Origin of the sequence: Azospirillum sp., assembly GCF_035627195.1 — a bacterium.
Classification (GTDB): Bacteria; Pseudomonadota; Alphaproteobacteria; order Azospirillales; family Azospirillaceae; genus Azospirillum.
In genome coordinates this window covers 1-15002 of record NZ_DASPMG010000003.1, presented here as the reverse complement: position 1 = coordinate 15002, position 15002 = coordinate 1, and the positions used below count along the sequence as shown (strand labels likewise).

Below are 15002 nucleotides of genomic sequence, written 5' to 3'. Positions count from 1 at the left end.
CTGGGACCCAGTGTTACCCCAGTTGGATTCACATTCGGGAATGGACGAGCATGAGCGTGACCGGCAAAGCGGCTGCCGTGGCGACCAACGGTGATCCCGACGATCTGATGCGTCAGGTGTTCACGTCTTGCAGGAGCGCCCTGGCCGCCGTCGGCGTGTTCAGCCTGGTGGTCAACCTGTTCGTGCTGGTGCTGCCGCTGTACATGTTCTCGGTCTTCGACCGCGTGCTGAACAGCCACAGTCTGCCGACACTGCTCTTTCTGTTCCTGATCGCCAACTTCGCGCTCCTGGTGCAACTCGCGGTCGACGTCGCCCGCTCCTTCGTCCTGGTGCACCTCAGCGCGTGGCTGGACCGCGGCCTGAGCACGCCGGTCCTGAACGCCTGCATCGCGGGGGCGCTGGTGCGCGGCGCGCCGCGCGACATGGCTGCCCTGAACAAGCTGCAGTCCCTGCGCCAATTCCTGTCCGGCCAAACCATCTACGTCATCATGGACGCGCCCTGGATCCCGGTGTTCCTGGGCGTGCTCTTCCTGCTGAACTTCTGGATCGGCATGGTGGCCCTGGGCGGCGCCGTGCTGTTGGTGGTGCTGACGCTGGCCAACGAGTTCGTGACGCGGCCCGCCCTGAAGCGGGCCAACGCCGCCCACAGCAAGGCGACTAAGTCGGTGACAGCGGCGGTGCGCAACGCCAACGTGGTTGAAGCCATGGGCATGACGCCGCACGTGTTGGCGCGCTGGAGCCAGAACAACGAGCGCGTGCTGGACGAGCAGGGGGCGGCGAGCCAGAAGGCAGCGATCATCGCCGCCACGTCGAAGTACGCCCGCATGCTCATTCAGATGAGCATCATGTCGGTGGCGGCGATGGAGATCATCGCCCCCAACAGCACATTGACGGGCGGCGCCATGATGGCCTGCACGATCCTGTCTGGCCGTGCCCTGATGCCTTTGGAGCAGATCATCACCAACTGGCGCCAGTTGGCGGACGCACGGCAGAGCTACCACGAACTCAAGGAGATCCTGCGGCGCGTCGCGGCACGGCCGCGGGCCAGCGTGGTGCCGCCGACACCCAAGGGCCGGCTGTCGGTGGAGAACGTGTGGTTCCATCCGCGCGGCGCAGAGCGGCCGGTGCTGTCGCGCATCACCTTCGCCGTCGAGCCGGGCGAGGTGCTGGGCATCGTCGGCCCCTCGGCCGCCGGCAAGTCGACGCTGGCGCATCTGCTCGTCGGTCTTCAGGCGCCGACGCAGGGGCATGTCCGCCTTGACAACGCCGATGTGTACGCCTGGCCGTCGGAAGACCTTGGCCGCTACATCGGCTACCTTCCGCAGGACGTCGAGCTGTTCGGCGGCCCCTTGAAGGACAACATCTGCCGCCTCGCCCCCAACGCTTCGCCGGAAGACATCATCGAAGCGGCTGAATTGGCCGGCCTGCACGAGATGATCATGCACCTGCCGCGCGGATACGACACCGAGGTGGGCGATCAGGCGGCGTTGCTGTCGGGCGGCCAGCGCCAGCGCGTCGGCTTGGCGCGCGCGCTGTACGGTAACCCGCGCCTGCTCATCCTCGATGAACCGAACGCCAGCCTCGATGCCAGCGGCGAGCAGGCGCTGCTGAAGGCGGTCGCCGCAGCCAAGAAACGCGGGGCGGCGATCATCATCATCGCCCACCGGCCGAGCATCCTGAGCGTCGCCGACCGCATCCTGGTGCTGCAGAACGGCACCGTGCAGCGCCTGGGTGAGCGCGACCAGATCCTGCCGCTCATCACAGGCGGCCGTCCCATCGCCGCACCCGCTCAGAACGTCACGATGATCAGCAAGCAGGTCAACGGATGACCGCCGTGAGTCAGAACGCCCTGACCCAAGACACAGGGACCGTGCCGGCCGTGAGCCACGCCGGCCTGCCGCAGACCACCGGCCTCCCGCCGTCTATCGACCGGCGGCCGCCCTCGCCGCCCTGGCGCAAGGCGAGTCTCGCCGGCTACCTGATGATCTTGGTCTTCTTCGGCGGCTTCGGCACTTGGGCCGCAACCGTTCCCCTTGGCAGCGCGGTGATCGCCCAGGGCTCGCTTCGCGTCGACACGGCGCGCAAGACCGTGCAGCCCATCATCAGCGGCGTCGTCGACGAGTTGCTGGTGCAGGAAGGCCAGATGGTGCGCGAGGGGCAGGTGCTGGTGCGCCTCAACCGTCTGCAGACCGAGGCGCAGCTTGATCTGGTCCGCAACCAATACTACGCCGTGCGCGTCCAGGAGGCGCGCCTGCTGGCCGAGCGCGACCAGCTGCCGGCCATCGTCTACCCCGCGGAGATCGAGGCGCTGCGCGGCACGCCCCTGGTCGATCGGCTGATCGAGACCCAGCAGAATGTCTTTGCCAAGCGCCGGCTGTCGCTTGAGGGCCAAGCGAAGATCCTGAATGAGCGCATCGCGCAGACCCGCACCGAGATCAACGCCTTCACCGACCGCCGTAAGTCTCTCGTCAAGCAGCTCGAACTGATCCACCGGGAAACCGAGGGCGTACGCGAACTGTACAACAAGGGGATGGAGCGCCTGCCCCGCCTGCTCGCGCAGGAACGGGCGGAAGTCTCCATGCAGGGAGATATCAACAATCTGGACGCCTCGGTCGCCCGCGCTTACCAGCGTGTCGGCGAGATGGAACTGCAGATCATCGACCTGACGACTCAGTTCGACAAGGGCATCAGCGATGAGTTGCGCACCGCCGACGTCCAGCTCAACGATCTGCGCGAACGCACCCGCATCGCCCAGGACAACCTGCGCCACCTGGACATCGCAGCCCCGCGCAGCGGCCGGGTGGTGGACCTGAAGATTCACACCGTGGGCGGCCTCGTCCAGGCTGGCCAGCCGCTGTTTGACATCGTGCCGCAAGACGACGAACTGATCGTCGAAGCACGGGTCCTACCCCGCGACATTGACAACGTCTCGGTCGGTGCCAGCGTGCAGGTCCGGCTGACGTCCTTCAGCCAGCGCTACACCCACCCCATCGACGCCACCCTCGTGTCGATTTCCGCCGACGCCATTACCGAGCAGGGAAACCCAATCGGCCCGTACTACCGCGCCCTGATCCGGCTGGACAAGGAAGCACGTGAACGCGTGCTGCCGGGCATCGAACTGGCGTCGGGCATGCCGGTGATGTGCCTGATTTCGGTGGGCGAGCGGACGCTGCTCGCCTACTGGCTGACGCCGTTGCTGCAAAGCTTCGAACTGGCGCTGCGTGAACCCTAAGCGCGTATCGCGGTGACTCGCCACCTGGATCAAGCACTCACTCATGGATAACCCCCGGATATTCTACATCACCGACAACACCTCGACGCCAACGGGCGGTGGCCTGATCGCGCGCCGGCATGTCAAGATCCTGGTGGACAACGGCTTCGACGCGATGCTGCTGCTGCGGCGCGATATGGGGCCGACGTTTTTCGACATCGACGTGCCGTCCGTACCGTGGACAGAGGATTTCGTCACCCGGTCGACGGATATCTATGTCATTCCCGAACCGTGGAACGACCAACTGTTGGCGTTCAAGGACCGGGACTGCCGCAAGGTTGTTTTCTGCCAGAATCACCATTACATCTTTTATGGAATCGGCCGCGGCGAGAGCTACGAGAAGTCCTACGGCGTCTCGACGGTGTTCTGTTGTGGCGACGTCATCGCAGAATACTTGCGGAATAGTCTGGGCTACCAGCGCGTGCCAGTGGTTCACAACGGCATCGACCTAGATCTCTTCAAGCCCCGCGTGAAGCGCCGCGTAATCGCCTATATGCCGCGCAAGATGACCGTGGAGTCGACTTTCATCCGCGGCACCTTCCGTTGCCGCCACCCGCAGTACAAGAACGTCCCCTGGATCGGCATCCATGACCTGCCACAGTCGGAGGTTGCCCGTATCCTTGGCGAGTCGGCCGTGTTCCTTTCTCTAGGCAAGCTGGAGGGCGTTGGGCTGCCGCCGTTGGAGGCGATGGCGGCGGGTTGCTTCGTCGTCGGCTTCAAGGGCGACGGTGGCCGTGAGTTCGCCACCGACGATAACGGCTTTTGGTGTGATGCCGAGGACCTCGTGTCGTGCGCCGACCAGCTCGCCCGCGCCATGTCGCTGTGCGAGCAGCCCAACGAGGAGACCCGTCGGCGGCGGGCCGCCATGAGGCAGACGGTGAACGGTTACACCCTGGATCGCATGGCCGCCGAACTTCTAGCCTTCTGGCGCGAAGAGATCCGTTTGTGATGACCGAACGGCTAGTAACCATCGATGCCGCGCTAGAGGAAGCGCGGCGGGAGTTGGCCCGCGGGCGATTCGACCGGGCGATCGGGATTTGCCGGCAGGTCGAACAGGCAAAACCCGGCCACATTCGTGCAGCGGATCTGCGGGCCAAGGCCCTGCAACGCCTAGAACGGTTCGACGAAGCGGTGGTGTTGCTGCGGCGGGTGGTGGCCAGCGAGCCGCGCTTGGCCAAGCTCCTCTTCAACCTGGGCAACGCCCTGCGCAATTCCGGCGACATGCGGGGTGCCCTCGCCATCTACCGCCGTGCCGCACGTGTAGCGCCCCACGTCGAGAAGATCCGTGTCGGGCTTGCGCTGACGCTTCTCCAGATTGGGGAATGGGAAGAGGGCTTTGACGAGTATGAGCGTCGCTCCGCCCGGCAGCAGGTGATCCAGGCAGCTCGCGCCGCCGAAGTGCCAATGTGGGATGGCAGCCCCTTGGACGGCCGGACCATCGTGCTGGTCGCCGAGCAGGGGGTGGGCGACACCATACATTTCTTGCGTTACGCATCCCTGCTCGCCGCCCAAGGAGCTGAGGTGCGGATCCACGCTCAGCCCGGGCTGCGCCGTCTGATCCCAACTGTGCCGGGCGTCGCTGGGATCGTCGAAGGGCGCATCGGCTCGTGCGACTTCATCGAACTGCTGATGAGCCTGCCCCATCGCCTAGCCACGCGACCGGACACGGTGCCTGCGAACATCCCCTACATTTCGGCACCAGCGCAGGCGCCGATCCGGCTGGAAAGTACTGGCCGGCTGCGCGTCGGGCTGGTGTGGGCAGGTAACCCGGCCCACGTGCGCGACCGCTGGCGATCGATCCCCTTTGCCCGCTTCGCAAGGCTGCTGGACGTAGCGGGGGTCGACTTCTATGCCCTTCAGAAGGCGGGCGCCGTTGAAACGTCGGGGATGCGGAATCTCGGGCCCCTGCTGGACGATTTCGCCGACACCGCGGCCGTTATCGAACAGCTCGATCTGGTCATCTCCGTCGACACGTCCGTGGCGCACTTGGCGGGGGCGCTAGGCAAGCCGGTGTGGATCCTGCTGGCGCGCAACGCCGACTGGCGCTGGCTGGTGGACCGCGACGATACGCCCTGGTATCCCACGGCCCGCCTCTTCCGTCAGGACCGGCTGGGCGACTGGGACGGTGTGCTCGCCCGCGTCGCCCAGGAACTCCGGGTCCTTATGGGCCGGTGATCGGGTCGCCTATCTTCCATTCCCCGGCCAACCATGCCTTCAGCTCGCTGCGCACAGTGTTGAACGACGTTTCCCACGACGCCAGCGGGTGGCGGAAGAACAGGCGCATGCTCGGACACCAGGGGATCATGGGAGTGCCCAGCTGCTGCCAGATCAGCGGGGTCTCCGAGGTCCGCAGAACCCAGGTGGGCACGCCGAGGGCGCCCGCCATCCAAGCCACCGAGATCAGCGGCGTCACCACCAGATCCAGGGCCGATATCAGCGCCATCACGTCGTCCAGGTCATCCTTGAGGTCGACGCCCTCCGGATGCAGGAAATGGAAGCCAAACCGCTGCCCGGCCTTCGTAAAGATCTCGACTTCCTCGGGCTCCGTCGCATACTGAAGATTGATAAGGGCGATGTCGTAGCCAAAGATCTGCGCGATGTCTTCGGGGGCCGTGTACTGAAGGTCGCGCATACGGTTGTGGATTGCGCTGCGCCACGATACGCCGATCAGCGGACGCCCGCCGAAGCGGTCGCGCAGGTACGCGCGCCAATACTCGACGCGGGTGGCATCGGCGACAAGGTACGGATCGGTGCGGACCATATGCCGGTTGGCAAGGCTCCAGACCGTGCGGATGTGCTCGCGCGTTTCATACCAATAGTGCTTGGGCAGGTGGCCGACCGGCGCCTTGTAACGCAGGCCGGGGTCGGCCGCGCGCGGATCCACCTTGACCCGGCGCTGGACGTACTCGAACTCCGGGAAGGTGCGCTTGAACAGCGGGATCAGCCGGTGGTCGCACTCCAGCATGACGCGCTTTGCATCGCGCCGTAGGAGGTGCAAATACCACGAGAACATGATCTCGTCGCCCATTCCCTGTTCCATGTAGACGAGGATGCCGTCTTCGGTGAGATCCTGGCCGTCCCAGATGGGCTTGCGGTAGGGGCGCCGCGCGGAGGTGAAACCCGGAATGGCCCAGCGGGAATCGTAGGCCTTGAAGCCCTGCTCGATCTCGCCGACGGTCAGCAGCGCGTAGGCCAGCCCATGTTCGGCCTCAACGTACTTCGGATCGAGTTCCAGCGCCTTGCGCAAACATCGGATGGAGGCACCGAAATCGCCGCGGCCGCGCATCACCGCGGACAGGTTGAGGTAGGCGGACTTGAGCTTCGGGTTGAGCTTCAGGGCGGCCTGAGCCGCGGCGGCCGCCTCCTCGTTGCGGAACTGGAAGCTGAGGGCAACGCACAGGGAGTTCCACGCCTTGGCATACTTCGGGGCCAGGATGACCGCCCGCTTCAGCGCCTGCTCCGCCTCCTCGGCGCGGGTCAGCTCGTTGAGCGTGTTGCCGAGGTTGTACAGAAGAACCGGCTCGCTCGGAAAGAGGGCGACGGACCGGCGCATGTACTGCGTCGCCAGTTCCGGCTGCCCGGCCGTCTTCAGCTCGATGCTCAGCGCGTTCCAGCACGTGGGGTCGTCCGGCACCTTGTCGAGGACGGAGCGGATGAGTTCCGTCACCTCAGCGTTGCGCTTGAGCTGGAGAAGGCTCTGGACCAGGGCGTCAGTGAGCGTCGCGCTCTCGGGGTCGGCGTCGTGGCCGATCTTCAGAAAAGCGACCGCGTCCTGGTGGCGGTTGCGCGAGCGCAGGAACAGGCCAAGTTCACGGCTCGCCGGTACGCGCTGCGTCGGGAACAGGGTGGCGCGAAGCAGCCAGGATTCGGCCTGCGGCGCCTCGTGGGTGCGCACGAACGTCTGCCCGAGGAGCAGGATCGCGTCGGCGCTGGCGGGGTCCTGGGCGAGGACGCGGCGAAGCATGGACAGCGTCGGCGCGTTCTGCGAGCGTGCGGCGAGCAGCCCGGCCTTCGCCAGCTGCGCCGGAAGGTGGTCCGGAGCTGTGTGCAGGAGCTGGTCCAGCAGCGCCTCGCCTGCCGCTGGCCTGCCCAGCTTCAGGTAACACAGGGCAAGGGCGTACCGGGTTTCGGGCGCCAAATCGGTGGGCTCGGCCCAAAAATCAGCCACGGCGACGGCGCGCTCCGTGGCGCCTACAGCGGTGCAGGTGCGGATCAGGCGTTCGCGCGCTTTCCGGTGTTCGGGCTGCGCCGCCAGAATGGCTTCGTAGACTGCGATGGCCTGCTCCCGGTCGCCGATCATCTCCAGCGCCAAGGCATGGTTCATCGCGGAGCGCGGCGTGCTGTCGAGCGGCGCGGCCTGGGCAAGCAGCTCCGCCGCCTCGCGCGGGTTTCCGCACTGGATGGCGATGTTGGCAAGGAGGTTCAGGCCATCCACCGATTTCGGATCGTGCTCTAGGGCAGCCCGGACGAGGGTGGAGGCATGGTCCACGTGACCGTGCGCCAGGGCGGATCGCGCTTCGCTGATACGTGCGTCCATGGGTGAAGCTGTCGTTCTCTAAGGCCGTGTGTCGGGCGGAATCGTGCCGCGGGACCATAGCACGTTTCGCGGTACGGCAGGCATAGGCACAAAAAAAACGGGGGCGCCGAAGCGCCCCCGCCCTAGACCCGTGATTTCGATTAGAACTCGAAATCGTTGGCGTCAACGGTGCTGACGCCCTGGATCTGCAGCGTCAGGTACTGCGAACCCGTGCCGTGGATGAGCACGGTCACCTGGTTGTCACCCGACGAGTAGAAGGTGACGGTGCTGACGGCCGGGGTGCCCACCGCGCCAGCGCTGGCCACCGCGGTGAAGCCCGGAGCGCCACCAGCGTACGAACCGAAGCCGACGAGGCGGATCTTGTCCGAACCGTCCTGGAAGCCGTACACCTGGTGCGTGCCGGCAGCCGCGAACGACACGCCGACCTGCGAGAAGACGAAGCGATCGGCACCGTCGCCACCGTACAGGGTGTCGTTGGCAATGCTGCTGTCACCAGCCCACAGGGTGTCGTTGCCGTCACCGCCCGACAGGATGTCGGCAACGCTGACGTTGCCGTACATCAGGTCGTTGCCGGCGCCACCGAACAGCGTGTCACCAGCGGTGGTGCCGGCGTTGGCGCCGAGACCACCGGTCGAGGTGCCGGTGATGGTGTCGTTGCCGTCGTCACCATACACGGTCTGCGAAGCGGTCGAGGTGATGATCAGGTCATTGCCCGTGCCGCCGTACAGCAGGGCGGTGCCCGTGCCGTTCAGACCGTCGATGGTGTCATCGCCGTCGCCGCCGAAGATGGTGGCGGCCGCAGCGTCCGACAGGCCGAGGAAGTCGTTGCCGGCCTCGCCGAAGATGCGCAGGGTCGCGCCCGTGCCACCCGTGACGGTATCCGCACCCTCACCGCCGTACAGCGTGTCGGTGCCGGCAATGGCGTTGATGACGTCGTTGCCCGCGCCGCCCGACACGAGGTCGTCGCCAGCGCCGGCGATCAGGCTGTCGTTGCCGTCGCCGCCGAACAGCGAGTCGTTGCCGTCCGTGCCGTCGACGGTGTCGTTGCCGGCATCACCGTACAGCAGGTCGTTGCCCACGCCGCCGTCGAGGTTGTCGTTGCCGTCGCCGCCGAACAGGCTGTCGGCATCCGAACCACCCGACAGGGCGTCGTCGCCCAGGTTGCCGTACAGCAGGTCGGTGCCGGCGGCGCCCGTCAGGACATCGTTGCCCTGGCCACCGAACAGCGAGTCGTTGCCATCACCGCCATCGAGCACGTCGTCGCCCAGGTTGCCATACAGCAAGTCGGCACCGGTCGCGCCGCGAGCCACGTCGTTGCCCTGGCCGCCGAACAGCGAATCGGCGCCGTCGCCACCGCTCAGCAGGTCGGCACCGAGATTGCCCTCGAGGACGTCGTCGCCAGCGTCGCCCAGCAACGTGTCGTTATCCTGACCGCCGTACAGCGTGTCAGCGTCTTCGCCACCGGCGATGCTGTCGGCGCCAAGGTTGCCGTACAGCACGTCGCCGCTGCTGCCACCGTCGATGATGTCGCCGTCCTGACCGCCGAACACGGTGTCGACACCAGCGCCGCTGGAGATCAGGTCGCTGCCCTGGTTGCCGTAAACGATGTCGTTGCCGTCCAGAGCGACGATGGTGTCGGAACCCGCCAGGCCGCTGATCGAGTCGGCGCCCGACGTTCCGGTGAGCGAATCGCTCGAAGTGGTACCAGTGATGTTCGCCATATTTATAACTCCCGTAAGCTTCGAAGCTATTGCGAGAATTGTTGGGGAGGCTGAATTAAGGTCAGCTCCTGACGAGGATCTATTACCTTACAATTCACATGTACCCCCCATCAATCACGAACCCCGCGCCCTTGCCGGCCAAGGGGGACGAAGCAAGCTTCTTGTACAGTGACCTAGCGGCGCACGCAAGCGCGGCACGCAACTCCTGATAATATGCAGACGGCCTTTGAGTTTTGTAGCTTTCGAGTGTGGCGGGCGCGCAACACTCGCACGCGGCAAATCCCGTCCCAAGCCGCTTCCGAGCCCCTCCGACCGTCCGTTTGCGCCTGAAACGCCCCGGAACCTGTGCCGAGAGCCCTCGCCGTAGCCGACTCAGGCGGGCGAAACCGCACCAGAAGGGTGATTCGACAGCCAAGTCCCCAGTTCAGAGGCCAATCGCTCAACCACGGTGTCCCAATCGTCCTGTTCTTCCTGCCAGAAGCCACGAACGGTGGGGAGCCAGCGCGAGCACCTCCCTTTGAAATCATAGCGCCAGTCGTTCTGGTCGCGGCGAAGGAGCGCGAAGGCTGGGCGACCAATGGCGTGGGCCATCGGTATGGTGGAGTTGGCGATTGAAACGACGGCGTCGCAGGCCGCAACCTGCGCAGCGAGCGCATCCAGGCTCCTCAGCGCGTCGAGGTCGGGATCGGACAGGACGTCGACACCGTGCATGGCCCGCACGGCGGCAAGATCTGCTGCGACGTCGCCATATTGCAGGCTGACGAAAGTGATCCCCGGCAGCGAAAACACCGGTCCCCAATGCTCCAACGGGAAGGCAAACGACCGGTGCGCGATTGGTTTCAAACTGCGCCACGCGATGCCGACGACGGGCCCCCCGGTGCGGCGGTACCGGCGGCACAGGCGCCGGACAAGGTCGGGGTCAGCCTTGAAATAGCCCGACGGAACGGGCCGGCCGGCGGCGCCCAGCCGCCACGCGAGGCCGCCCATCGCGCACTGCACATCGGTCGTCCCGGCGGCGCGGTCGGGCGGCGCGGTGCGCTCGACGACGCGCGCGCTGGGGAACGAGCGCTGCATAAGCCCGACGAGCCGGTGATCGCACTCCACAACGCACCGGGTGCCGCCACGCAGAAGCGGCTCCAGGTATCCCGAATCCCAGATCTCGTCACCGATGCCCTGTTCGGCCCAGACCAGCAGCGTGCGGCCGTTCAGCGGTTCGCCGTTCCACACCGGTTGCGGAAAGGATTGCAGCGGCCAGAGCTGACGGGCGGAGGGGAAGTCCGGCAACTTCCACCGCCATTCATACTCGGGCAGGCCCTCTTCGGCACGCCCGACGGCCAGCAGGGCGACGGCCCGGTTGAACCGGCCGCGCGGGGCGTCGGGCGTCAGCCGCGCACCTTCATCATAGTGCGGCATCGCCTCGTCGATCCGCCCCCGATTCTTCAGCACCATCGCCAAGCCATAGTGGAATGCCCCCTGATTCGGGGCAACGCGCAGCGCGCGCCGCGCCAGCCGTTCCGCCTCACGCCAGCGGCGCACCTCGACCAGAGGCGCCTGAGCGTTGGCATACAGCCACGGATCGTCCGGATAACGGGCCAGCGTCCGCCGCGTCCAGGCGACGGCGGCGTCGAAGCGCAACTGCCCGGTTAGGGCCGAGGTGATGCAATTCATCGCCGCACGGTCGCGGGTGTCCAGCGCCAGCGCCCGCCGCGCCCAGCGTTCGCCCTCGACGAATCGGCTCTGGCGGCACAGGGCTTCGGCGAGGCGCGTCAGCACCGGCGCGTCGTCGGGCGTCCGGACGAGAGCGTCGCGGGCGACTGCTGCGGCTTCCTCCGGACGGTTCCGGTCCAGATACAGTCTGCACAGCGCCAGACGGGGCTCCCGCGCGTCGGGGGCGAGACGGAGCGCCCGGTTCCAAGCAGCGATGCTGCCGCCTGCGTCCCCCGTCTTCCGCCGCGCCTTGGCCAACTGCTCCCAGGCGCCTCCGTCGCCGGGGGCCAGGGTGAGGGCCTTGCACAGCGTGTCAGCTGCCTCCTCAGGACGGTCGAGTATGAGCAGTACGGCGCCGCAGTTGCGCCACACCGCCGGCTGCGCGGGCGCGAGGCGAAGGGCGTCGCCATAGGCGGCCAGGGCTTCGGCAAAGCGTTCGGTGCTGACGAGAAGCGCGGCGACGTTGGTGTGGGCATCCGCGAAGTCGGGCTGCACTGCGACGGCGTGACGCAAGGCCGCCATCGCGTGGCCGGATCGTCCGAGGTCCTTCCGGCAAAGGCCGAGATTGCACCACGCTTCGGCGAACTCCGGCTTGAGGGCGACAGCGCGTTGGAAGGCGTGCACGGCCGCCTCGTGCCGTGCGCCGGCCCGCAGCAAATTGCCGAAGTTGAAGTGCAGTTCGGCGCGCTCGGGCTCCAGCCGCAGCGCCCGGTCCATCATCACCTCGGCCTCGGCCGCCGCCCCGTCACGGCGCAGCGCCTGGGCGAGATTGGCGAAGGCAGTGGCCTGATGCGGAACGCAGGCAATCAGCCGGCGGTAGGCGGCAATGGCCGCCTCGATCCGGCCGGTGCGCAGCAGCACCCGACCCGCCAACATGCGAGCTTCGGCGTTGTCGGGAGCATGCTCCAACAGCAAGGTCAGCGTGCCCAGCGCCTGCGCCAGTTGCCCCGTGGCGAGCGCCTGTCCGGCCTTCGAAATCAGTCTCGCCGTTTGAAGGGGATCAAAGGCCAAGGCGCGCCGAGACGGGGGCGTCGGCCAGCGACACCCAGCCGCCCCGCTCCATGCTGGTGTACAGCGCGTGCAGCAGCCGCAGCGACTTCATGCCCTCGTCCACGCCGACGGGCACATCGGTGCGTCCCTGCCGCAGCGTCTCCAGGACGCCGCGCAGGTAGGGGCCGTGGCCCAGGCCGTAGCCGGTCGGCACCTCCTGCGAATGCAGCGCCGGCACGTCGGCGTCGCCAGGGTGCGCGTCGACCGGTTCCCACGTCTCGATGCGGTTCAGCGCGATGCCGCCGATCTTGGCCAGCGCTTTCTCGCCGACCAGATGCAGCGACGCTTCGAAGTCGCGCGGGCGGGCCGAGGTCGTCGCCTCGATGGTGCCCATGGCGCCAGATGCGAAGCGCACCGCGGCCACCGCCGTGTCCTCGGCCTCCAGGCTGTTCAGCACGGCTTGGCCGGCGGCGCATACGGCCTCGACCGGGCCGGCCACCCACTGCAGCGCGTCCAGGTGGTGGATGGCCTGCTGCGCCAGGACGCCGCCGTCCATCGACCAGCGGCCGTGCCAGGGGTCATCGTAGTAGGCCTGGGTGCGGCACCAGTGCACACGCACGCCGGCCAGCACGATGCGGCCGAACCGCCCCTCCTCCACGGCGCCGCGCACGAAGCGCATTGCCGGGTTGTAGCGGTTCTGCTTCACTACGGCGCAGATCAGGCCGCGCGTCGCGGCGGCGTCGCGCATGGCCAGCGCGTCCTCGGGCCGCAGGGCGACCGGCTTTTCGACGACCACGTTCACGCCGCGCTCGATCAGCGCCAGCACGTGCTTGGCATGGTTGCCGGATTCGGTGAGCACGCAGACCAGGTCCGGCTCCGCCGCGGCGAGGCCGTCCAGGCCGTTGACGACGCGAGCCCCTAATGCGGCGGCGAAGCGCTCCGCCTTCTCCGGCACCAGATCGGCGCAGGCCACCACCTGGGCCTCGCCCGCCAATTCGTCGCGGAACACTTCGAGATAGCGTTGCGCCACACGGCCGCAGCCGAGCACGCCGATACGCACGGGATTGCTCAAGACGACGCCTTCCTGCTAGTTCGACGGTTCGAATCGGATCGTACCAGAGTCGCCGGCCGGAATCGCCGGCGCCGGGGGTACGTTGGTACGCTTAGCGGCTCCCGCCGCACCGGCCAAGTGAAAACGGCCGGTCACGCTTGACTGGAACCGGGCTGACGCATGCACGACGCCGCCATTTTCCTGACCGAGGGCACCAGCAACACCGGCCCGCGCCTGTTCGGCAAGGACGTTGCCAACGCCGGCCTGATCCGCGCCCTGGTCGGCGCACAGGCCGAGCGGCCGCTGCACTTCTGCGTGGCCGACCGGCGCACGCCGGACGCCATCGCCGCGCAGTTCGGCTTCGACAAGCCAACGGCGGCGCGTGTACGGCCGATCGCCTTCGACCAGATCACGCAGGCACCGGGCGTCGACGTGCTGATGCACGGGCAGCCGAACATCTACCACTTCGCCTGGCAGCGCCGGCCGGAGCACGCGCGCGCCTTCAGCCTGTGCGGCCTGATCCACACGCTGGCCCCGCCGGCCACGCAGGACGTCATCGGCAAGGTGCTGACCACGCCCGTGCAGCCCTGGGACGCCCTGGTGTGCACGTCGCGCGCCGTGCTGCACACCGTGCGCGACCTGCTGGACGGTTGGGGTGAGTTCCACAAGGCGCGCTTCGGCGGCAGCCGCGTGCCGCAGATCCAGTTGCCCATCATCCCGCTGGGCGTCGACTGCGCGCGGTTCGAGCGCACGCCGGCCCGCCTCGCAAAGGGACAGGAATGGCGCAAGCGGCTGCGCATCCAGGACGGCGAGGTCGCCATCCTGTGGATGGGCCGTCTTTCCTTCTTCGAGAAGATGCACCCCTTCGCTACGCTGGCCGCGGCCGAGATGGCGGCGAAGCGGACGTCACGCAAGCTGCACCTGATCTTCGCCGGCTGGTTCCCGCACGAGGCGCACGAAGCACAGTACCGCCAGCTGGCCACCGCCTTCGCCCCGTCGGTGACCGTTCACTTCGTGGACGGCAACAACCCGGACGTGCAGAACGGAATCTGGTACGCGGCCGACGTCTTCACGTCACTGGTGGACAATGTTCAGGAAACCTTCGGACTGGCGCCGGTGGAGGCCATGGCCGCCGGCCTGCCCTCGGTGGTCAGCGACTGGGACGGCTACCGCGATACCGTCACCGAAGGCGAGGTGGGCTTCCGCATCCGCACCATCATGCCCGCCGCCGGCTGCGGCTTCGAACTGACCCGCACGCACACGTCGCATCATATGAGCTACCAGAACTACGTGGGCGCGGTGGCGCAGAGCACCGCGGTGGACATCGAGGCGGCCGCCCAGGCCTTCGCCACCCTGGCCGACGATGCGGAACTGCGCCGTCGATTCGGCGAGGCGGCGCGGACCCGCGCGCTCCAGGTGTTCGACTGGCCGGTGATCGCGCGGCAGTACCGCGCGCTGTGGGCCGACCTCGCCACCGTGCGCGCCAAGGCGCCGGAGGTGGCGCATCCCGGCTACCCGCTGATGCGCGACCCTTACGCCCTGTTCGCCAATTTCGCCAGCGAGAGCCTGGGTTCGGACAGTGTGCTGACGCTGGCCGATGACGCGGCGCCCCAACGGCTGGCCGCCATCCGCGCCGTCGACATCAACACCTTCGCCCGCTACTGGCAGTTCGACGCGGCGGGCATGCAGGCGCTGCTCGACCGGGTCGCCGTCGCCGGCACCACG

9 protein-coding genes are annotated in these 15002 nt (G+C 67.3%); 5 read left to right on the top strand and 4 right to left on the bottom strand.

The genetic code is table 11. The features are described from left to right. The first annotated feature begins 50 nt into the window (after nt 1–50). The 4 genes from VED21_RS00115 to VED21_RS00100 are packed head-to-tail and all read left to right on the top strand — an operon-like array spanning nt 51 to nt 5446. A complete protein-coding gene (locus VED21_RS00115; protein ID WP_324880266.1) occupies nt 51–1829 on the top strand; it encodes a type I secretion system permease/ATPase in 1779 nt (592 codons plus the stop codon). Continuing rightward, entirely contained in the window at nt 1826–3232 is a 1407-nt protein-coding gene (locus tag VED21_RS00110; protein WP_324880265.1) for an HlyD family type I secretion periplasmic adaptor subunit, read from the top strand. The genes VED21_RS00115 and VED21_RS00110 overlap by 4 nt, the downstream gene beginning before the upstream one ends. A gap of 43 nt (nt 3233–3275) precedes the next feature. Continuing rightward, nucleotides 3276–4220, top strand: coding sequence for a glycosyltransferase (locus tag VED21_RS00105; protein ID WP_324880264.1), 945 nt, complete (start codon nt 3276–3278; stop codon nt 4218–4220). After that, on the top strand, nt 4220–5446 hold the full coding sequence (locus VED21_RS00100) for a tetratricopeptide repeat-containing glycosyltransferase family protein (RefSeq protein ID WP_324880263.1): 1227 nt from the start codon (nt 4220–4222) through the stop codon (nt 5444–5446). Before VED21_RS00105 ends, VED21_RS00100 begins: the two co-directional genes overlap by 1 nt. Here the strand turns inward: VED21_RS00100 and VED21_RS00095 are convergent. The 4 genes from VED21_RS00095 to VED21_RS00080 form a co-directional block, all read right to left on the bottom strand. Beyond that, on the bottom strand, nt 5433–7808 hold the full coding sequence (locus VED21_RS00095; protein WP_324880262.1) for a tetratricopeptide repeat protein: 2376 nt from the start codon (nt 7806–7808) through the stop codon (nt 5433–5435). The genes VED21_RS00100 and VED21_RS00095 overlap by 14 nt on opposite strands. 140 nt (nt 7809–7948) lie before the next feature. Further along, on the bottom strand, nt 7949–9529 hold the full coding sequence (locus VED21_RS00090; RefSeq protein WP_324880261.1) for a calcium-binding protein: 1581 nt from the start codon (nt 9527–9529) through the stop codon (nt 7949–7951). A gap of 372 nt (nt 9530–9901) precedes the next feature. After that, nucleotides 9902–12247, bottom strand: coding sequence for a tetratricopeptide repeat protein (locus VED21_RS00085; protein WP_324880260.1), 2346 nt, complete (start codon nt 12245–12247; stop codon nt 9902–9904). Further along, complete coding sequence (locus VED21_RS00080; RefSeq protein WP_324880259.1) at nt 12237–13298, bottom strand: Gfo/Idh/MocA family oxidoreductase; 1062 nt, start codon at nt 13296–13298, stop codon at nt 12237–12239. The genes VED21_RS00085 and VED21_RS00080 overlap by 11 nt, the downstream gene beginning before the upstream one ends. A gap of 159 nt (nt 13299–13457) precedes the next feature. Here VED21_RS00080 and VED21_RS00075 point away from each other — a divergent pair. Continuing rightward, a partial coding sequence (locus VED21_RS00075; RefSeq protein ID WP_324880258.1) for a glycosyltransferase family 4 protein occupies nt 13458–15002 on the top strand: 1545 nt, incomplete at its 3' end.